We start from the raw sequence: 20942 nt of genomic DNA, 5'->3' as shown, positions 1-20942 counted from the left end.
TTATATTTATGACTCCCAACCAGTGCTGCGCAAACTATCAATATATGTTTCAAGATTGTGAATAGGCTCCCAACCCAGCGCTCGCGTTTTATCAGACACAACATCCGCAGCCATCCTATTCCCTCTTCTTTCAGGAATCATGTTAATTTCTCCGCCGAATATTTTAGCGACATCTAAAACACTAAAAGAAGCAGGATGCCCGATGCCAAACTCATCGCCAAATCCATTTTCACCGACGAGAATCAAACCACTCACGATATCTTTAACATGGGTGAAATTACGCTTTTGTTCTCCGGGACTGACGACTGTTAATTTATCACCCTTCTTCATTTTTTCGGCAAATATTGCGATCAAAGTTGCATATTTACCATTTCTTATTTCTCGGGGGCCATATGCGTTATAAAAGTATACTATCGAGTATGGGACGTTGAACCAATCTCCAAAGTTCTCAACTAATTCAGTATTTGATGCTTTGGTCCAACCATAAGGGCTTTGACGTCGACCTAACCCACCATCACCGAATTTTGTACTACTACCAGCATAGACGATTTTGGATGCATGCTCTCTACAAAACTGTAGAACTGAAAACGTCCCTATCTTATTAAAACACCAGACCTTTTCTATATCATCAAAACTCTGTTCAACCCTAGAATACTCACCAAGATGGTAGACAATATCGGGACTAAACTTGATATGATCCTGAATATCTTGAGTATCACCATTTATGTATTCAACATTAGCCACGTGATTGGCTTCACTGCCAGTGGAATAGTTGTCCAGCGAATAAACTTTGTTTTCTGGATTTTTAGCAAGCTCTTCACATAAGTGGCTTCCGATAAAACCGGCACCACCTGTCACAAGTATAGTTTTCAATTCATGCCCTTATTAATTATTGCTATTGAATCAGCACGTCCCACAGCAAAATAGACTAAACCAGCATTACGGACCTGCACCGGATCGTACAAGTTGCGTCCATCAACAATAACGGGACTCGCTAGCTGTTCCTTTAGCCAAGCAAAATCAACTGCTCGGAAGCTTTTCCACTCAGTACAGATCACCAGCGCATCAGCGCCTTCTACCGCGGCTTCTCGATCATCAACCAGTGTTAGATCGTCACGATCACCGTAGATGCGGTGTGTCTCTTCCATCGCTTCTGGATCGAACGCTTTTACTTTGCCGCCGGCAGTCCAGATAGATTCCATCAGCGTTCGGCTTGGCGCCTCGCGCATATCATCCGTATTCGGCTTAAAGCTCAAACCCCAAACTGCAATGGTGCGTCCTTTTAGGTCCCCATCAAATGCGTTGTTGAGCTTGGTAAAGAGCGTGGTTTTCTGGCGCAGGTTGACTGATTCCACTGCTTTGAGCAGTTCTGCATCGTAATCGACTTCAGCAGCTGTTTTTGCCAGCGCTTGAACATCTTTAGGGAAACAAGAGCCTCCGTAGCCACAACCAGGGTAGATGAAGTGGTAACCAATACGAGGGTCAGAACCTATACCTTTACGCACGTTCTCAATGTCAGCACCTAGGCGTTCAGCAAGGTTAGAGAGTTCATTCATAAAGCTGATCTTAGTTGCCAGCATCGCATTAGCAGCATATTTGGTCAGTTCAGCAGAACGAACATCCATGAACATCAACTTCTCATGGTTACGGTTGTAAGGGGCGTAACATTCGCGCATACGATTGATTACCCAGTCGGACTGAGTACCAACAACTATACGAGCACCTTTAGTGAAGTCCTCAATCGCTGAACCCTCTTTTAGAAACTCTGGGTTTGAGCAGACTTCGTATGGAATATCACTTGAGCGACTTGTCAGCACTTTGGCAATTGCTGCGCTTACTTTATCGGCTGTGCCTACAGGAACAGTCGATTTATCAACAACAATCTTTGGCGCATCCATGTGCTCAGCGATAGTGCGAGCAACGGTTAAGACATAACGTAGATCTGCAGAACCATCTTCATCTGGCGGTGTGCCTACAGCGATAAACTGTACCTCACCAAACCTTACGGCTTCCGCAGCATCGGTTGTGAAGTGAAGGCGACCTGCACGGTGATTCTCTATCACAATCGGCTCAAGACCTGGCTCGTAGATTGGAATAGTGCCCCTCTTTAGACCATCAATCTTTGCTTGGTCTACATCTACACAGGTGACTTCATGGCCAGCATCGGCAAGGCATGCGCCTGTTACTAAGCCGACATAGCCGGTACCAAATACGGTTATTTGCATTTTTTACAATCCTGCTGCGCTGCGAAGCTCGTCAGCTTTATCCGTCTTTTCCCATGGGAAGGCAGTAAAGGTGTCGTTACCTACCGTCATCTCAAATGGGTTGCGACCAAAGTGACCGTATGCTGCTGTTTGGCGATACATTGGGTGAAGAAGATCTAGCATGCTGGTGATCGCATATGGGCGAAGATCGAAGTTGTCGCGAACAAGCTGAATGATCTTCTCATCTGAGATCTTGCCAGTACCGAAGGTGTTGATCGATACCGAAGTTGGCTCTGCAACACCGATTGCGTAAGAGACTTGGATCTCACAACGATCAGCAAGGCCTGCTGCAACAATGTTCTTAGCCACGTAACGACCTGCGTAAGCAGCTGAACGGTCCACTTTTGATGGATCCTTGCCAGAGAACGCACCGCCACCGTGACGTGCCATACCACCGTAGGTGTCTACGATGATCTTACGACCCGTTAGACCACAGTCGCCTACAGGGCCACCGATAACAAATTTACCGGTTGGGTTAATGTGGTATTTAGTGCCAGCGTGCAGAAGATCTGCTGGAAGTACCTGTTTGATGATCAGCTCTTGAACCGCTTCCTGAAGATCTTTCTGAGAGATTTCTGGGTTGTGCTGAGTAGAGAGTACAACCGCATCTATCGCTACTGGCTTACCATTTTCGTAACGGCAAGTAACCTGAGACTTAGCATCTGGACGCAACCAGCCAAGCAGGCCAGATTTGCGCGCTTCAGCTTGGCGCTCAACTAGGCGGTGAGCGAATGTGATTGGAGCAGGCATCAGAACGTCAGTCTCGTTAGATGCGTAACCGAACATCAAGCCCTGGTCGCCTGCGCCCTGATCTTCTGGACGAGAACGGTCAACACCCTGCGCAATATCTACTGACTGTTTACCGATGATGTTGATCACACCACAGGTGTTACCGTCGTAACCTACGTCAGACGATGTGTAGCCGATATCGTTGATTACGTTACGCACTAGATCTTCTAGATCGATCCACGAAGAGGTAGTGATCTCACCAGAGACAATCGCTACACCCGTCTTAACCATCGTTTCACAGGCAACACGTGCGTATTTATCTTCTGCGATTATTGCATCAAGAATAGCGTCTGAAATTTGATCCGCAATTTTATCTGGATGCCCTTCTGATACTGATTCAGAAGTAAATGTCGAATACTCACTCAAAATAATATAACCAATTGATTTATAATATATTTTTAATTAATTGAACTTTTAAAAACCAGCTTCACTCTTAGTGTAACCTTAAGGTGATTTTAGGGTTATTCGAAACATTAAACCTTTCTATTTAAACCTACTTTAGATAACGATAAGGGCCCCTTATTAATATAAGCCCGCCTTACCTATAAAAGCGCCTCGTACTCTTTCAAAATATTCGCTTGAAAGCTTTCAGGTATGCGATTCCAATCTAAAACCTGAACAAGAATCGGAATTGTTGATTCTTGTAATAAATCTTTGAACACACCTAACTCGCTAAGATCAATCATTTCATCGCCATCCGGCAGCACAACCAAATCGAGGTCGCTACCTTCGTGAGCCAGACCACTAACACGGCTACCATAAGCCCAAATTTTAACTGGCTTTGTAAACGACCTTTTAGCTAGGCGGATAATTTCCTTGTGATCTTTATCTCTAAGCAGCATCTATAACTTCTGCCAACCGTTTAGCATCAATAATAAATTCAGGGATCAACAGCAGAGTTGTGTTAGCGAGTTTTTCACCATAATCATGACTCGTGGAATTCCGATTATCCCTGAAGTGCAACCATCTTTCTGCTTCTTCAGCAGTGATCAGACCATGCAATGCTGCATGACGAAATATATCTTTGAAATAAAGCTCATCAGCAGCCTTATTACTGTGAAAGAAAGGTCTCAATCGTTTTTTTAGTAACTTACCCGACTGCTCCAATATAATTTCAAACTCTTTGATGGTCGCTGAGCGATAGAGTTCAAATTCGATGCTTTCAGCTTGTGAGGCATTCAACATTTCGAAGGCACGCTCTAGGGCAGATATACATTTCACATAAAAAGCTGTGTCAATTTTCAGATCGCTCATCGATAGCACTTCTCTACTAAAATCAAAAATATCAGGACAAACCTCAAGAAAGTCTTTATCGCCCTTATGATAAGATTTCAATGATACCCAATTTTGACTTTTAGTTCTCAACACTCACTCTTCGATTCTTGATTGAATGTCCGCTATTTCAGCCTTTAAACGCTCGTACTCTTCCACCTTCCGTTTTAAGAATCGCGCAGTAATAACCCCTTTATCTGAAATACCTTTGGGAGTCAGAAGGTACAAGTAACCGGCTTTGTTATTTGAACGCTTGAAGTTTTCCGCTTTAACCAAGCCACGCTCTATTAGTGCAGACAATACGTAGTTGGTTTTACCCACACTAAACCCCAGCTGCGAAGCCAGTTCGCGCTGTGAAATATCTGGGCGTTCTTCTATTAACTGAAGAACCCGGTAATCGTATTCAAGAGTATCGCTGTTTTGACTCATTTAGGCACGCTACCGCCCCTGCTTGCCACAGTGAGGTTTCATTAAATATTCGTTCAATACGTGAACACACTATCAGCGTTTCAATAAATTTACAAAGTAGTGTTAGTTTTATCGAACTTAATGATACGAATTTAATAGAGTTTTAAGTCCACACAATTTTCCGCAGATCTTTAAATCGAAACTCCAAATTTTTGTCTACACTTAAGGCATCACGATACAGGGAGGTAGGTGATGGACGTAAAAGAATTTTTAGATGATTTGATGGCACAACTCGATGGTGCCTTTGCGGAAAACACCCTCAAAGCGTATCGCAGTGACTTTAAGCACTTTGCTAACTGGGCAATATCCAATGGTTTAGATCCTCTACCCCCTAAAGCTTCAGATCTAGCAGCCTACATCGCCGATATGTCTGAATGCCAAAAGAGTGCAACGATTCGACGCCGTATCGACACGATAGGGTCTATCTGCTTTTTCTCTGGTTTTGGTAGTCCTACCAAAACACCAGAAGTTAAAATTGCTCTGAAAAAGATGCATCGAAAAAATCGGTAGGTAGCAGAAACAGGCGCACCCGCTGACACTCGATCTTTTAGAGCAACTTTTAAAAAAATGTGACTCCTCTCTAGCCGGTCGGCGCAATGAACTACTGCTTAGAATCGGTTATGAGACCATGCGCCGCTCCTCAGAGATCTGTTCATTCTGTTTAGAGGACTTAAAGACACTTCCAAACGGTCACTTTGCGTTAAACCTTAAACGCTCTAAAACCGATCAGTTGGGCAATGGCAAACTCATCCCTATAAGCGATCTACTAGCAACTAGGATATCCAGATGGAAAAGTCGAATTGGCGCTAAAGAGGGGCATATTCTGCGATCCATCCGCAAAGACAACAAAACCTTGGGTGACAAACTCAACCCGGCATCCATCAATATTATTCTGGTCGATCTGCAATACAGGGCTAGGCGTAGAGATCTGCCACACTTAAGCGGCCACTCGTTTCGGATGGGTGCTGCTCTGGATATGTTGAATGCAGGCGTGCCGTTAGAGAAGATTATGCTGCGTGGCGGATGGCGAAAAGAGACAACCACATTAAGGTATCTGCAAAGTTGGGTCGATAACGTAAACCCAGCCGAACTTCAAATTGAGGAGTGTACGCCGGTTTGGGATGTTACGGCCTCTAACTAAGAGCCGACAGCTCTACGGACATCTTCTGCCAACGCCCCAATAACTCGAGCAAGACAAACGCTCTTTGTTCACCGTCGTATTCTAAAAACACTGCTTGCAGGTCTTTGAATGGCCCATCATTGATAGAAACCTTATCGTCTTTGGTGAACTGCTTTTCAGAATCGATGTGCCTTAACTGAGCTCGAATGGCATTGACGGCAGCTGTTGGCACGATAGCCGGTTCATTTCCAAAGCTAATCAGCTTAGCCACTCCGCGTGTTGATCGAATAGGGCGCCAATTACTCTCTTCTTTGGAGAGGTAAATGAATAGATAACCTGGAAAAAGCGGTGTCTCTATTTCAGTTCGCTTTCCTTGTTTGATTTGCTCAGTTTTAAGCAGCGGCAGGTAGGTTTCAAAACCTTGCTGTTCAAGCTCAAATTGGGCTTTAAACAATTGACCAGGCTTTGATTGAATAACGAACCAGTTGTACATAACCTTGTCTCAAAAACTAATCTTAAAAGCATTATAAACAAAAAAGAACGCGCCTTGAGAAATTCCATCTTCTCGCGGCGCGTAAGATTTTTGGCATTTGCCTGAGATCCCTCTCATCACTTCAATCCTTTGAAGTGTTTGTAAAGCTCACAACAATCCATTGCAGTTCACTTTACTGGGATCACTCCCATGTGAGCCATTCCTTTGGCTCCTTTAGCTACATAGGTAACTAAATCAAAAATAGGGTGCGCTTTGAAAAATTCCCTCTTCTCGCCACGCATCGGATATTAGTCGAAACTTGAGATCCCTCTCCAAACCTCACTCCGTTGAGGTTTGCGTGTAATGCATCATTGCCATCCTTTGCCGATCACATCACTGGACATTAAACGACAGACTCAATCGAAGGGACTCATTCCTGTAAAACTGTAGTGCCTGCTAGGGAACACTACAGAGTCAGAGTCTATCGTTCAGGGATCCCTCCCTGCTGTGCCCATCCTGCGGCACCCTTAACCGCCCTCATAACACGGTTAAATTTATGGTTGATGCGCATTGAAAAACTCCCTCTTTTCGCGGCGCATCAGATTTTGGCAATTGCCGAAGATCCCTCTCCAAACCCAAATCCCTTTGGGTATTTGCATGCATCGGATCATCCTTGATCGATCAACATGTCGATTTCAATCAGCTCTCAGGAGCGAAGGGGGAGCTCACTAACTAATCCTCTATGCTGGATGGATTGGTTAGGTGGAAAACCGATTCGAGATCTCTCTCGTTATCCCCATTCCGTCGGGGATGTATATAGGTATAGAACAAGATTTAAATTTTTGCGTAATAAAAAATGAAAAAAAGTTTAAAAAAATTCGATTTTTTAACAAAAACCCAGAGCAACATCTCTCTCAAACCCCTATGGATAGTGACTTTCAGGTAGATTTTAAAAAACTAAAAAAATTTGTCGTTTTTTTCTAAAAAATGATGGTAGTCGCAAAGCTAAGACTAATTAGTGGAATAAAAAGAAAAAATTATTACGCACATTTTCAATTCCTCTGCTAAACCTTAATGAGGTGTCCACGGAGGGATAGTTATTGTGAATCCATTTGAATCAGCCATATACAGCATTACGACATTAGCCAAGCTTAGACATAAAGCTTGTGATACAGAGCAGTTGCGCCATCAATGGCAAACATCCAAATCCACACTGACAGAAACGGATTTCATAAGAGCGCTAAACTCACTTAACCTAAAAGCAGGGATAAGAAACTGTAAAATCAGTGACTTACACAATGAATTTATGCCCGTTGCAGCACCTATGTCCGATGGGCAATACCTCACCCTTCTTCGCGTTAATCAAAATGGACAGGATTGGTTCTGCTTAGTCATCAAGCCCGGCGAGACCACACCCAGAAAACTCAATTTGGCAGAGTTTGATCAGCTCTGGGATAACAGAATTATTTTCATTAAAGAGCGAGAAACCCTAGGTTCTGATCGCCGATTTGATCTGAAATGGTTTATCCCTTCCCTGATTAAACACAAAGGGATTTTTACCGAAGTCATCATAATTTCTGTATTCCTTCAGCTATTTGCCCTAGCCACGCCCTTTTTCTTTCAAATCGTTATGGACAAAGTGCTGGTGCATAGAGGCTTCACTACGCTGGATATTCTGGCCATCGGATTTGCTGCACTGCTGATGTTTGAATTGGTGATGGGCATCGTTCGCAACTACCTGATGGTTCATACCACCAGCAGAATTGACGTGGAGCTTGGCGCTAAGCTTTTTAACCATGTCATGCGCTTACCTGCAGCCTATTTCGATTCACGCCAAGTAGGGCATACCGTGGCGAGAATCAAAGAGCTAGACACACTAAGGGAGTTCATCACTGGGGGTGCATTGACCCTGATGATTGATCTTAGCTTTCTTCTGCTCTTCATCGCTGTGCTTTGGATGTTTAGCCCTACGCTCACGTGGATCGTTCTTGGGTCACTTCCGTGCTACTTGCTGTTATCTATACTCATCACACCCACTTTGCGCCATCGCTTAAATGAGAGTTTCAAACGCAGTGCCGAAAACCAAGCGTTTCTGGTTGAATCGATCACGGGCATCGATACCGTTAAATCAATGGCGCTTGAGCCAAAGATGCAGCAACGCTGGGAAAAGCAGATTGCCCAAGCGACCAGCATCGGCTTCAAAGCTAAAAACCTCGGTAATATCGCGACTCAAATTGCTCAGTTTATTAGCAAGTTCACCACGGTGTTAATTATCTGGTTTGGTGCCCTTCTGGTCATGGACAATCAGTTAACCATCGGTGAATTGATCGCATTTAATATGATCGCGGGTCGAGTCAGTGCACCCATTTTGAAACTGGTTCAACTCTGGCAAGACGTCCAACAAGCGGGTATATCCTTGAAACGTCTCGGCGATATACTCAATACGCCCTCTGAGTCTGACGCTCAGACAAGCCAAGCGTCTCTCCCTAGCTTGCAAGGCTCCATTGCCTTTCAACACGTCAGTTTTCGCTACAGTCTGAATAGCCCCACGGTTCTGAATAGGATCAACCTTGAGATCAACGCCGGAGAATCGATCGGTATTGTCGGCGCTTCAGGCTCTGGCAAAAGCACACTGACCAAGCTGATTCAACGGACTTACCTACCCAACTTAGGAAAGGTGCTCATTGATGGTGTTGATTTAGCACAGGTCAACACTGATTGGCTTAGATCCAATATCAGCGTCGTTCCACAAGAGAGCTTTTTATTCAATAAAAGTGTGCGCGACAACATTGCGATACGCACACCCGGTGAATCGCTAGAAACCATTGTCAAAGCCGCCAAACTGGCCGGTGCGCACGAGTTTATCACTGAGCTTCCAGCTGCTTATGACACCTTGGCGGGTGAGCGTGGCAGCAACCTCTCAGGGGGGCAGCGCCAGCGAATCGCGATAGCGAGAGCCCTGATCAGCAATCCAAAAATTCTGATTTTTGACGAAGCAACGAGCGCTCTCGATTACATTTCAGAAGAGAAAATCCGTCAGCAGATGCACTTGATCTGCAAAGGGCGCACCGTCATCACCGTCGCTCACCGCCTGAACACAGTAAGACACTGCGATCGAATTCTTGTACTTGATCAAGGCGAGTTAGCTGAGTCTGGCACCCATCAAGAGCTGATGACATTAAACGGCCGCTACGCCGAAATGATTCGTCTTCAATCGGCCGATCAACCATCAGAATTTAAGGAGGCCATCGCATGAGGCTGACATCAAAAGAGCTGCACGATTTTTTACCTGGTGCGCTACTGATTCAAGAGCGACCACCCAAGAAATGGCCGAGGGTAACTGCCTACTTAATCGCCCTGCTGATGATGTCAGGCCTCACCTGGGCGTCTATTGGTGAGGTAGACATTGTGGCAAGGGCATCTGGAAAAGTCATACCAACCGGACAAACAAAACGAGTTCAATCGTCTATCACAGGGAAAATCGATTCGATCAACATCACCAATGGTGATGCGGTTCATGCCGGTGAAACCCTAATTGAACTGGATGCCACAGAACCTTTTAATCAACTCCAGCAGAAACTGGAGCAACAGAAGTTTAAGCAACACGAGATAGAACGCACCCGGCTCTTTGCTGAGTATTTAGAGAAAGGCAACGTCAAGTATCTGTCATCCTCTAACCCTCAACAGGCGCTCTTTTCAGAACAGATAGAGAGCTATAACAAGAAACTTGAACAGTTAAACGCGCAACTGCGCAGCTCAGAATTGAGTCATTCACAGGCTAAAACGCAACTCGATTCAATGTCACGACTCCGCTCAATTGTTGAGGCCGAAACAGAAGCGATTGAGTCATTGGTTAAAAACGGCGCTGCATCAAACAGCGCCCTTCTTACCCAACGCCAACGGCTTATTGAAGTGGAAGCTAGCGTAAGGGCGTTACAACTGGACGTAGCTTCAACCTTGAGCCAGGCCGTTTCAATTCAAAAGCAGATCCAAGCATTTAAAGCAGAGAGCAAAGCGCAAACGTTGAATGAACTGCATCGACTGCAAGAGGCCGCCAGATTTCTATATGGGGATATCGCTCAATTAGAGTGGTTTATTGAGCAGCATAACATTCGCGCACCGATTGACGGGATAGTCAGTGATCTCAACGCATTTACAGTTGGCGCTATCGCTACCAGCGCTGAGACCCTAATGAATCTTGTGCCACTGAATCAATCATTAAGAGTCGAAGCCTGGTTGCAAAACAGCGATGTAGGTTTTGTACAAACAGGCCAACGCGCCGAAATTAAAGTGGATGCATTCTCGTTCACAAAATACGGCGTAATCGATGCTGAGATCGTTCACCTTGGCGCCGATGCACAACAAAATGAACAAGGCGTTTTACTCTTTCCTGCAGAACTTAAACTCTTCTCAGAAACCTTAGAAATCGACGGCAATTCCCACCCCCTGCAACCCGGGATGAGCGTCAGCGCGGAATTAAAAACAGGCAAAAGGAGGATCATCGAGTATCTACTTTCACCGTTACTAAGAATGAAAACTGACTCAATTGAGGAGCGTTAAATGGAAAATGAAGAAGAAAATGATGTGTTTAAGGAAGAACCGGTCACTCTTAAACAAATACTATTTGGAAAACTAATCTTCTTTGGGACTCTAACTATTTTCATGTTGTTTATCCCAAAAAATGAATATTTCCAATACTTCGGTTACACAGTAATCATAGCAATCATTACAGCTCTAGTTTCACGAATGAAACTGGTTTCTATGAGTACTACACATTATCTATTACTGGGTCTAACAGGATACGGAATTGCCCTATGGATCCTCGCAATCACTCAAGCATTTAATAAATAAAAGGATATAAAGATGACGACTATCGCCAAGGAAGGTTTTGTTGACGCACTTTCACTAACCGTAAGCACCCATACCTATGAACGAAACGTGGGTATATTCAGTTCTAAAGAATCTACAACACTAGAAAAATTATCAGCTTTTGCTGCTATTACTGCAGCTGCAATTGACGCTACTACAGACAGCAAATCTCCATTGGGCATGACTTTAGGGCGTATGTTTGGAACCGTTGCTTTTACCACAGCCCTTGCTGAGGTCCTTGAGGATTTTGATCAAGGTGAATTCGAACTTGGAAATGCAATCGCACTAGTTGGCACAGCCGCCTCACTGGTACCCGGTCCTCATACTGCCGCTCTAGTGCCATTGATGGCGCTCTATCCGCTTGCCGATGACTTTGGCGAGTATCTCGCTGAAAAGGGAACATTAGATCCGATCTTCGACCTGCTTTTGCATCAGCCTGATGTGGAACTCACCTGGAACGATTGGGAGTTTGCAGCGAACGATCAATATGTTGAAGCACCCAGTTTCGCCAATGCAGAATCGATTACCTCACCGCTCGTTTTAGATCTGGACGGCGACGGCGTCGAAACTATTGGAATTGATCAAGGCGTCTATTTCGATCACGCTGGCGATGGTTTTGCCGAAAAAACTGGATGGGTATCACCTGATGATGGCATGTTGGCCATCGACCTGAACAACAACGGCAAAATCGATGACGGAACCGAGCTGTTTGGTAATAACACCCAGCTATCTAACGGAGACAAGGCCGCCAATGGGTTTGAGGCTCTAAAAGAGTACGACTCCAATTTCGATGGGGTCATCGATGAGTTCGATCGAGATTTTCAAGCGCTTAAAGTCTGGCAAGACCTCAATTTAGATGGACAAACTCAAGAGTTTGAACTGAAAACTCTAGAAGAGCTCGGAATCACATCGATCAACCTAGACTACTCTGAAGATTCACAGCAACAACAAGGCAACCACTTCATTCAAACGAGCTCGTTTGCAAATACAAATAGCCCTTCCAATGAGCTGGTCGATGTCTGGTTTCAAACTGATGAAACGCAATCCATCTATCAGGATTCCACTCAAACAGCTGATGACCTAATCAACTACCCTGATATTAAGGGCTGGGGTTATGTGGCCAACCTACAACAGGTAATGGCACACAATACAGAGCTCAAATCGATGGTTGACCAGTTCATTCAAGAGTCCGACCCTGCTGCACGATCTGCGTTGGTTAATGAGATCATCTACCAGTGGACGGGGGTAGCCGACGTCGACCCCTACAGTCGCGACCCAAGCCGCATTTATGGGCACGTCATGGATGCTCGACAGCTTGAGGCGTTAGAAGAGTTAACGGCTAAAGACTATGTTGGCACCTGGTGCTGGGGTGAACATGACCCAAACCCACATGGCCGCGCGGCACCGGTTCTGATCGCACAATTCAAAGCATTTAGCGACTATGTCGAAGGGCAGCTCAACGCCCAAACCCACTATGCTGAGGCTTTTGATTTGATTGGGGTTAAATTTGATTCAAGCACCGGTCAATTTGCTCCAGATACGGAGAATTTCGAAGCCCATCTGCAAAGCCTTATCGATCAAAACGACCTGTCACAAGCCAATCTACTCTTCAAAACAGTGCAGCAGCTATCGAATCTGTCGCCCGCTTATGACGATGTAATGGATGATCTGAAAGAGAACCCAGCTCTTGCCCCGTGGCTTATTGATTCACAGATCACAGGTACAGATGCTTCTGAGACACTGACAGGCTCAAATGATGATGATCTGATCACCGGTGGTTTAGGCGACGACCAACTCTTTGGCGGCGTGGGTAATGATATTTACCACTACAGCATTGGAGACGGCTCTGATCAAATCTATGACAGCCAAGGAAACGATGTACTTCTATTTGGCGAGGGTATTTCAGTCAGCAACCTTCTGTTTGAGCGAGGCATCAGTCACATCGACATTCATCTGCTGAATGAAGATGGCGCAAAAAGTGGCGCTGCTATTCGGTTAGAAAACGTATTCGACTTTGATGGCAGCCTTCAGGAGGGCACCATTGAAACCCTACGTTTTTATGATGGCAAAGCTCTTAATCTATCAGAAGTGATCACTCACTTTTCGACGAAAGGCGGCAACAGCGACGATTATTTATTCGGTTCCGATCTGGCGGATACACTTCAAGGCAATCAAGGTAATGACACACTTTACGGTGGTTCCGGGGATGATCTTTACCTATTTACTCAAGGGGATGGGCAAGACACCTACATTGAACATTCCGGCAGAGACACAATTCGCATCGTTGGAATAGAGCAATCTGATCAGCTAACTCTTCGACGCATTGGAACTTCTGGAGAGGATCTACTGATCCAATTCTCAGACCAAAACGGTCAATTGACGGGAGATCAGATCACCATCAAACAGGTCTATGACAAAGGTATTATCACACCCAATCTGATTGAAACAATTGAACTAGTGAATGCGGAGGGGGGTTCAACACAGCACTCTATTTTTGAGCTTAACAGCCTCTACCAATCACTAGACTCCAATAGGCTCTATGGACTTGAGGGGGATGATAGGTTGCAGGGAGCCGATGCCAATGAATACCTAGAGGGCGCCGGTGGTGACGACCATTTAATAGGTAACCGTGGAGATGATCACTTATCTGGAGGTGAAGGAGGTGACCTGTTAGTAGGTGGTGAAGGGGCTGACGTTTTGCAAGGAGGTCAAGGCAAAGACACCTACCTCTTTAGCCGAGGTCACGGTCAAGATGTGATCAACAACCGCGACCGTGACTCCATCGATAAGGTGTTGTTTGATTCCACTATTAGCAAAAAGCAAGTTGATATCAGCCGGATCAACGATGATCTCTTAATCGAAACAGGGCAGCCGGGGGATCTAATTACCGTCAAATCCTTCTTTAATGGCGATCTTATCTCACTCGACACCATCAAATTGATTGAGTTCAGTAACGGTGAACAGATGAATCTATCGGACATTGCCCAGCAGACGCTTGCGACCAGCAACGGCGATGATCATATCCAAGGCTTAGCCTCTGCTGATGTCATCAGTGGTCATGGTGGCGACGATACTATCTCCGGCGGTGGCGGCGATGATCTTATCCACGGAGATCAGAACAACGATCTCATCTATGGCGATTCCGGCGATGACGAACTATTTGGTGATCAGGGAGAAGATCGTCTGCATGGCGGTAGCGGTTCGGACCACCTGTTTGGCGGCAACGAGTCGGATCAACTTTATGGTGGATCCGGAAACGATAAGCTATCAGGCGACAACGGCACGGATCATCTCTTTGGGGGCAGTGGCCAAGACAGGCTTATGGGCGGCAATGGCGATGACCAGTTAACCGGCGGTAAAGGGGATGACCTGCTGGAGGGCGGAAAAGGCGATGATACTTACATTATTCGAGCGGATGATGGATCAGACCAAATAGTGGATAGCAGTGGGAGTGATACGCTTGTATTGGAAGGCATCAATTGGGAGCGTCTTCAGTTGGAGATGCTTAATGATTCGCTACTGATAAAAGACCGTGATTCCAGCACCGAGGTGACTATTCAATCGGCTAATAAAGATGGCATTGAGAGGATAGAAACTGAAGATGGCTGGGCTGACATGGCTGATATCTACGCCATCATTCATGCAATTGCCCAGTTTGATGCACTCGATGAAGAGGAGGTGACTCTGGAGGATAGAAACACTCGCAACAACGTCTTAGCAACTGCCTGGCATAGTGAGTGATATTGATACTCGATAAGGGGGTCAGACCGAAAGGTCAGCCCCCTTAAGCTACCCCTGAGATGAATTCCATTTAGATAAAGTGATACAATTGTATCACTTAAAACTCAGGGGTTATCTATGAAAACAGAGTTAGTAACCAACCTTAAAAGGCACGCGACTAAAATTCTTAGTGAGTTGCACGTCAACAAGGAGCCTATCTTGATTACAGAACATGGACAGCCTTCGGCCTACCTAGTAGACGTAGAAGATTACGAGTACATGCAAAACCGATTGGCTTTGCTTGAAGCGATTGCGCTTGGTGAAAAAGACGTTGCTGAAGGCAAAGTTCATACTCAAGCTGAAGTAGAAGCCAAGTTGGACAAATGGCTAAGCTAATCTGGACAGAAAAAGCGATCGATGACCTTTCAGAATTAGCAGAGTATGTTGCTATTAGTGACAGAGCCGCAGCAAAGCAGTTAGTGCAGAGAATACTGTCTAGCGTCAGGCGACTGGAACAATATCCTGAATCAGGTCGCCGCTTACCTGAGCTTCCATTACAAAACTACAGGGAAGTGATCACTCCACCCTCACGCATCGTCTACAGAATCGAGAAAGAAAATGTCTTCGTAATTAGGGTGATACGACAAGAACGCGATTTAAGGCGGTTAATGCTAGGGCTTAACACTCATAACCGATAAGTCATTCAAATAAAATCGCGGCCTTAATAAGACCGCTCCAACTTATCGAGTAGCTTCTGCGCGTGCAGCAGCGGCGCCAGCTGCATCCCCTGCCTGTTCGCGAATCAATGCCAGTTCACGCCAGAGTTTGCGCTGATAATCGGGAAGTCCCGTTGCAACGGCAACACCTCTTAGCGCAACCTGCTCTGCCTGAATCAGATTCAACTGGCGGCGTTTAATAGACGCTAAATGCAAATAGACCTGTGGATCGCGCGGTGAGATACGCAGTGCGCGTTCAACTTGGGATTCAGCAGCTGCCAGATCACCTCTATCCGCAGCCTGTTTTGCTTCAGCGAGCAACGACACTGTTGCTGAGTTGGAACTTTCATCAATCGCGAGCGGCTCAGAGGGAGCAATTTGAGCGGGTTGTTGTGAAGGTTGAGTTGGTGCGAAGTTCGGCACATCGTAGATGGGGGCAACATTCACATCACCGCGGGGTTCCACCGGAACAACCGCGCCGGGTGCAACCTTTGCATTGCGTGGCGACACATCACGCTCCTCTACCGGAGTGAGGTAAGGGCTTGGGCCTGCACAACCGACCAGCAAGGTCAGCACAGCTGAAGTGGATAAAGATTGGTACAGATTCATGAACCGACTCGATGTTCTCAAGATTAAGACGCACTAAGAATAATCAGTTGATTGCAGAAAATCTAATTAAACCAACCTTTGAACCAGTCTAATGGCGATTTAATCGCCTCCCCAGGTTTGCGTTTGCCACCACAGCTGACTCGCTGTACAGGTTCTGTGCCTTGAATGTAGGGAACTGAACGAGCCCCCTCACACTGCTGTTCGGTTTGAACATTTTGCGCTGCATCGACCCAAACATACTCCACCTCTCTCGGTTTTAAGGCCAAATAGGGTTCGGGCTGCTCTCTCTTCATCAGATCCGTCCACACCTTTAATGCGCCGCCTGATCCAGTAAAAGGTAAGGTCGCATTGTCATCCCGGCCAACCCAAACAACGGCTAAACGGCTGCCGGTAAATCCAGCAAACCAACTGTCTCGCTGCTGATCAGATGTCCCTGTTTTACCCGCCACATTTAAGTTGCTGGGAAGCGTTCTGTAGAGCGATCTAGCCGTACCCTCACGAGCCACCGATTGCATTGCGTAGTGAATCAGATGAACCTGTTTAGGATCAACGACTTGATTGAGCTTAAAGGGGTAGCGAGAGAGCTCTTGCCCATAGGCATCGGTGACTCGACGAATGGCGCGAAGCGGCATTCTGAACCCATTCGCGGCTAGCGTTTGATAGACCTGCGCTACTTCAATAGGTGCCAAGTTGAGCGCTCCCAATAGCAGCGATGGGTAGGGTTTGATCTCTGAATCAACGCCTAGTCGCTTCAACATATCGATGACCGAATCGACTCCTATATCCAGACCTAAGCGTGCTGAGGAGAGATTGTAGGAGCGCGAAATGGCCTCATACAGGGGCACCATACCCTTCTCTTTGCCGTCAAAGTTCTCAGGTGACCATACCGACCCGTCCGGCTGCTGCATCTGAAAGGCGCTGTCTTCGATCAGTGTCGTTAGGGTGTACCCCTTCTCTAACGCGGCCAAGAAGGTGGCCGGTTTAACTAAGGAACCAATCGGGCGGCGAGCATCCAAGGCCCGGTTAAATCCAGCAAATCGGGCATTACGTCCACCAATAACCGCTAACAACTCTCCTGTTTGCGGATCGGTAACCACCGTTGCGCCCTGCAGAGGCTGTGCTTTTTTGCCGTACTGTTTTTCTAACAACGCGATACGTTCACTTAACGCCGAAGCCGCATTCTGCTGCACTAAAGGATCCAGTGCTGTAAAAATACGAATCCCCTCAGAATTCAAATCCTCTTCGCGATACTCTTGTCGAAGCTGACGTTTCACCACATCGAGGTAGGCTGGGTAAGCCCCTTTTAAACGGGTGCCTCGTTTAATGACATCAAGCGGTTGTTGTATCGCACGTTGATACTGATTGGAGCTGATCATCGCTTGATCCAACAGCAGTTTCAGTACCAGATCACGGCGTTTTAGAGCTCTCTCTGGGTGACGCCGAGGATCATAATAAGAAGGCCCTTTAACCAACCCAGCTAGCAATGCAATGTGATGCAGCTCGAGTTCAGCGGCGGGACGGCCGAAGTAGAAGAGGCTACCTTGACCAAAACCGTGGATCGCACGCGCGCCATCCTGTCCCAGATAAACCTCATTAAGATAGGCCTCAAGAATTTCATCTTTCTCGTAGTGAAGATCCAACAGAACCGCCATCGGCAGTTCAAGCAATTTACGCGAGAGGGTTCTCTCAGAGGTCAGGTAGAAGTTCTTGATCAACTGCTGAGTAAGGGTACTCCCCCCCTGAACAAATCGACCCGCACGAAGATTGACCCACATCGCGCGGGCAATGCCCTTCAAAGAGATACCGAAATGATCGTAAAAGGCACGATCTTCAACGGCAACTAAGGCCTGGGGCAGTAGATTGGGCACATCTTGAATACGCACCAGTTCACGATCTTCATTATCACCAGGGTAGATCCCCCCTATCAGCACCGGTTCTAAACGCGCCAACGTCATGGAGCGATTGTTGGCATCCATCAAGCGAGCTATCTGCCCTTGCTGAAAGCTAAGAGTGACGCGTTTTGATCTCTCAGCGCCCTCAGGAAAATCAAAGCCACGGGTATATATGTCGGCTCGAGTGGCACTGATTCGCGCTGTGCCAGGGCGATTGACCTGATTACCAATACTGTAGCCAAGTGCTTTCAATTCGAGTTGCAAAGCCTGAGTGTCCAGACGTTGCCCAGGGTAGAGTTCTAATGGGCGTGCATAGACCTTAGCCGGCAGTGACCAGCGTTTGCCTTCAAACTTTTCACGCACCTGCGCATCGAGGTAGACCAGACCCACCGCAGCAACAACGGTAGCGACCAAGCCCAGTTTAAAAAGAAACCAAAACAGCGATTTAGCCCAATTGCGGCTCGATTTTGCTTTGGTTTGCTTAGATTGATGTCTCTTTTTTGTCATCTTCTCAGTATAATCTTCGACCCGCTGGCGCGTATCTCGTTAGGCCAGCTTATGTTTAGTAAGGGCAGTTTAGTCGAACTATGGAATCCACGCTGGTAAACAATCTACTCAATCCAGCTTGCTACCCGCATGAGGTGAGCGAGTTTGAAGTGATTGAGACGCACATCGCGTGGCTTATCAGAACCGGCGAGTTCGTCTACAAAATCAAAAAGCCGGTCAACTTTGGATTTTTAGATTTTACTACACTTGAGAAGCGAAAGTACTTTTGTGAGGAGGAACTTCGCCTCAATCAACGTCTTTCTGAAAATACCTATATTGAAGTTGTGGCTATCGGCGGTACTGAGAGCGATCCAGTGATTGGAGCGACAGGTGAGCCGATCGAATACGCCGTCAAAATGCGTGAGTTTGCTTCAGGGCTACTGCTCTCCGAGCTACTAAACGTCTACAAATTCGACCCCAACTGGATCGATAAACTGGCTGATAAAATTGCTGACTTCCATCAGCGCGCACCCATTGTTGCCCCCGGAAGTCCATGGGGTGAACCCGATAGCATTGCCGCCATTTCCGAAGATAACTACAGGGACATCGATCGTTCGCTTATTCCCGAAGAGGATGCCAAAGAGCTCGACCGTCTTTGGCAGCACATTAAAGATCGTTACCAACTGCTTGAACCCTTAATGCGTCGTCGCAAGCTCGATGGCTCGATTCGTGAGTGTCACGGTGATCTTCACCTGGGCAACATCACCTTAGATGGTGATTCACTCCTCGTGTTTGACTGCATTGAGTTCAACCTAGAGTTCCGTTGGATCGATAAGATGTCGGACCTTGGCTTCCTGTTGATGGACCTAGAGGCTAACGGCCACCCTCGTTGGGCGAACCGTTGTCTTAACCGCTATATGGAGATCACCGGCGATTACGAAGGGTTAATTCTACTGCCCTACTACAAAGCGCACCGCGCGATGGTACGAGCGAAAGTCGCCATGTTGGGCGAGAAACCCAATCTTGCTGAGTTCCAACACTACCTTAAACTGACCGCCGAATACGCGGCTGCGCCACTACCGATGTTGGTGATGATGCAGGGGATTAGCGGCTCCGGTAAATCACATATCTCTAGCAAATTAGCCGAGCTGATCTCCGGTGTTCGTGTACGATCAAGTGCTGAGCGTAAAAAGATCTATCGCAAAGCGTCTCGCGAAGGTGAAAGCCTTGAGATGTACGGTGCAGACATGAATATGCGCACTTTCCTAGAGATGAAGCGCGTCTCTGGCATTCTGTTAGAAGCGGGCCAGACTCTGATTCTGGATGCCGCATACATTCGCCAACGTTCACGTCGACAGTTTCTGCAACTGGCCGAAGAGCTGGGCTGCCCAGCACGAATCATCGCTTGCGAACCTCCAGAGAAAGTCATCGAGGCGCGCCTGGCTAAACGTTCCGAAGAGCGTGAAGACCCAACAGATGCCACCATTGAAGTGATGCAAGCGCAGAAACGCGTCGCTGAGCCATTAAGTGAAGAGGAAGAGAAGATCGCCCTTCACATCGATACCAGCGAAGAGAATGCGCACCTTAAGATCATTCAATACTTGATTGATCAGAAGCTGCTACCAGAGACGGTAAACTGCGGATAACCCTCCTCAGTGGGCTCTGCACTCTCGACTTCCACCTCGAACAGTTGCCTTAAGTGAGCGACCGTTAGAACAGAGTGGTCACCCTCGACAACAGAGTCTTGGGTGCCAAGTAAGTAAAAGTAATCCCCCATTCGTGAAGCCAAACTCGCCTCTTGAAGGGTCACAACAACCGCATAGCCCTCCTCTTTAAATGATCTAAGCAGCTCCACTGTCCGGCGTTTAAACTCCGCATCCATGGCAGTGCAAGGCTCTTCAATTAATATTAGGCTGGGCTCATTGGGGCGACTCACCAAATCACAGGCCAGCTGCACACGCTGCCTCTCGCCTCTCGAGAGCGTTTTAAAGGGGCGCTGCAATATTGATTCGAGTAACAACTGAGTTTTTACCCTTTCACTGCGCGATTCGAATAAGACTTCATCAGCACCCGAAGAGTGACCGGCCTGCAGAAGCAGAGACGAAACATTCATATCAGGATCAAGATTAAACTTTGAGAGAGACTGGCTTAACTCAGAAAAATGGCCAAACAGATCCACGTCATAGGCCTGTAAAATGACACTGACTTTGTGACGTTTAAAGGGATGAACAGGCATACCGTTTCTCTCTGTAAAGCATTAAAATT

Annotated in this window: 19 protein-coding genes; 9 read left to right on the top strand and 10 right to left on the bottom strand. The window is 46.6% G+C overall.

The annotated features are described in order from the left end of the window. Nucleotides 1–6: 6 nt before the first annotated feature. The 6 genes from XMD564_RS09790 to XMD564_RS09765 all read right to left on the bottom strand — a co-directional run bounded on the left by XMD564_RS09790 (nucleotide 7) and on the right by XMD564_RS09765 (nucleotide 4754). Nucleotides 7–873 (bottom strand): NAD-dependent epimerase/dehydratase family protein, encoded by an 867-nt coding sequence (locus XMD564_RS09790; protein ID WP_173508249.1) that lies wholly within the window; start codon nucleotides 871–873, stop codon nucleotides 7–9. Continuing rightward, nucleotides 870–2225 (bottom strand): UDP-glucose/GDP-mannose dehydrogenase family protein, encoded by a 1356-nt coding sequence (locus XMD564_RS09785; RefSeq protein ID WP_173508248.1) that lies wholly within the window; start codon nucleotides 2223–2225, stop codon nucleotides 870–872. The genes XMD564_RS09790 and XMD564_RS09785 overlap by 4 nt, the downstream gene beginning before the upstream one ends. Before the next feature lie 3 nt (nucleotides 2226–2228). Further along, on the bottom strand, nucleotides 2229–3419 hold the full coding sequence (metK, locus tag XMD564_RS09780; RefSeq protein ID WP_173508247.1) for a methionine adenosyltransferase: 1191 nt from the start codon (nucleotides 3417–3419) through the stop codon (nucleotides 2229–2231). 176 nt (nucleotides 3420–3595) lie between these two features. Further along, nucleotides 3596–3895, bottom strand: a complete 300-nt coding sequence (locus XMD564_RS09775; RefSeq protein WP_173508246.1) for a nucleotidyltransferase domain-containing protein — start codon at nucleotides 3893–3895, stop codon at nucleotides 3596–3598. Next, nucleotides 3885–4418: an HI0074 family nucleotidyltransferase substrate-binding subunit gene (locus XMD564_RS09770; RefSeq protein ID WP_217364295.1), complete on the bottom strand. Its 534-nt coding sequence runs from the start codon at nucleotides 4416–4418 to the stop codon at nucleotides 3885–3887. The genes XMD564_RS09775 and XMD564_RS09770 overlap by 11 nt, the downstream gene beginning before the upstream one ends. A 3-nt stretch (nucleotides 4419–4421) precedes the next feature. Continuing rightward, nucleotides 4422–4754, bottom strand: coding sequence for a MarR family EPS-associated transcriptional regulator (locus tag XMD564_RS09765; RefSeq protein ID WP_173508245.1), 333 nt, complete (start codon nucleotides 4752–4754; stop codon nucleotides 4422–4424). A 231-nt stretch (nucleotides 4755–4985) separates the two neighbouring features. Here XMD564_RS09765 and XMD564_RS11340 point away from each other — a divergent pair, with 231 nt between their 5' ends. Further along, nucleotides 4986–5303, top strand: coding sequence for a site-specific integrase (locus XMD564_RS11340; RefSeq protein ID WP_217364294.1), 318 nt, complete (start codon nucleotides 4986–4988; stop codon nucleotides 5301–5303). A 22-nt stretch (nucleotides 5304–5325) separates the two neighbouring features. Further along, nucleotides 5326–5934, top strand: coding sequence for a tyrosine-type recombinase/integrase (locus XMD564_RS11335; protein WP_217364299.1), 609 nt, complete (start codon nucleotides 5326–5328; stop codon nucleotides 5932–5934). On the opposite strand, the gene rfaH is transcribed toward XMD564_RS11335, so the two are convergent. Continuing rightward, nucleotides 5927–6406 (bottom strand): transcription/translation regulatory transformer protein RfaH, encoded by a 480-nt coding sequence (rfaH, locus tag XMD564_RS09755; protein ID WP_173505763.1) that lies wholly within the window; start codon nucleotides 6404–6406, stop codon nucleotides 5927–5929. The genes XMD564_RS11335 and rfaH overlap by 8 nt on opposite strands. A 1081-nt stretch (nucleotides 6407–7487) precedes the next feature. Here rfaH and XMD564_RS09750 point away from each other — a divergent pair. The 6 genes from XMD564_RS09750 to XMD564_RS09725 all read left to right on the top strand — a co-directional run bounded on the left by XMD564_RS09750 (nucleotide 7488) and on the right by XMD564_RS09725 (nucleotide 15672). After that, nucleotides 7488–9641: a type I secretion system permease/ATPase gene (locus XMD564_RS09750; protein ID WP_371731655.1), complete on the top strand. Its 2154-nt coding sequence runs from the start codon at nucleotides 7488–7490 to the stop codon at nucleotides 9639–9641. Further along, a complete protein-coding gene (locus tag XMD564_RS09745) occupies nucleotides 9638–10945 on the top strand; it encodes an HlyD family type I secretion periplasmic adaptor subunit (protein WP_173508244.1) in 1308 nt (435 codons plus the stop codon). The genes XMD564_RS09750 and XMD564_RS09745 overlap by 4 nt, the downstream gene beginning before the upstream one ends. Then, the gene (locus XMD564_RS09740) at nucleotides 10946–11236 is read left to right on the top strand and encodes a hypothetical protein (protein ID WP_173508243.1); all 291 of its coding nucleotides are present in this window, start codon (nucleotides 10946–10948) and stop codon (nucleotides 11234–11236) included. 12 nt (nucleotides 11237–11248) lie between these two features. Next, nucleotides 11249–14995: a calcium-binding protein gene (locus XMD564_RS09735; protein ID WP_173508242.1), complete on the top strand. Its 3747-nt coding sequence runs from the start codon at nucleotides 11249–11251 to the stop codon at nucleotides 14993–14995. A 117-nt stretch (nucleotides 14996–15112) separates the two neighbouring features. Then, nucleotides 15113–15370 (top strand): type II toxin-antitoxin system Phd/YefM family antitoxin, encoded by a 258-nt coding sequence (locus XMD564_RS09730; protein WP_173480264.1) that lies wholly within the window; start codon nucleotides 15113–15115, stop codon nucleotides 15368–15370. Further along, a complete protein-coding gene (locus tag XMD564_RS09725; protein WP_173494998.1) occupies nucleotides 15358–15672 on the top strand; it encodes a type II toxin-antitoxin system RelE/ParE family toxin in 315 nt (104 codons plus the stop codon). The genes XMD564_RS09730 and XMD564_RS09725 overlap by 13 nt, the downstream gene beginning before the upstream one ends. A gap of 42 nt (nucleotides 15673–15714) precedes the next feature. Here XMD564_RS09725 and XMD564_RS09720 read toward each other — a convergent pair whose 3' ends face one another. After that, nucleotides 15715–16299 (bottom strand): type IV pilus biogenesis/stability protein PilW, encoded by a 585-nt coding sequence (locus XMD564_RS09720; protein WP_173494997.1) that lies wholly within the window; start codon nucleotides 16297–16299, stop codon nucleotides 15715–15717. 62 nt (nucleotides 16300–16361) lie between these two features. Next, nucleotides 16362–18698: a penicillin-binding protein 1B gene (mrcB, locus tag XMD564_RS09715; protein ID WP_173508241.1), complete on the bottom strand. Its 2337-nt coding sequence runs from the start codon at nucleotides 18696–18698 to the stop codon at nucleotides 16362–16364. An 80-nt stretch (nucleotides 18699–18778) separates the two neighbouring features. On the opposite strand from mrcB, the gene XMD564_RS09710 reads away from it, so the two are divergent. Next, nucleotides 18779–20323: a bifunctional aminoglycoside phosphotransferase/ATP-binding protein gene (locus tag XMD564_RS09710; protein WP_173483795.1), complete on the top strand. Its 1545-nt coding sequence runs from the start codon at nucleotides 18779–18781 to the stop codon at nucleotides 20321–20323. Here XMD564_RS09710 and XMD564_RS09705 read toward each other — a convergent pair. Next, nucleotides 20287–20913 (bottom strand): hypothetical protein, encoded by a 627-nt coding sequence (locus XMD564_RS09705; protein WP_173495129.1) that lies wholly within the window; start codon nucleotides 20911–20913, stop codon nucleotides 20287–20289. The genes XMD564_RS09710 and XMD564_RS09705 overlap by 37 nt on opposite strands. Between the last annotated feature and the right edge of the window lie 29 nt (nucleotides 20914–20942).

It is taken from the genome of Marinobacterium sp. xm-d-564 (assembly GCF_013283345.1).
Taxonomy (GTDB): Bacteria; Pseudomonadota; Gammaproteobacteria; order Pseudomonadales; family Balneatricaceae; genus Marinobacterium_E.
This window is presented reverse-complemented; position numbering and strand designations above follow the sequence as displayed.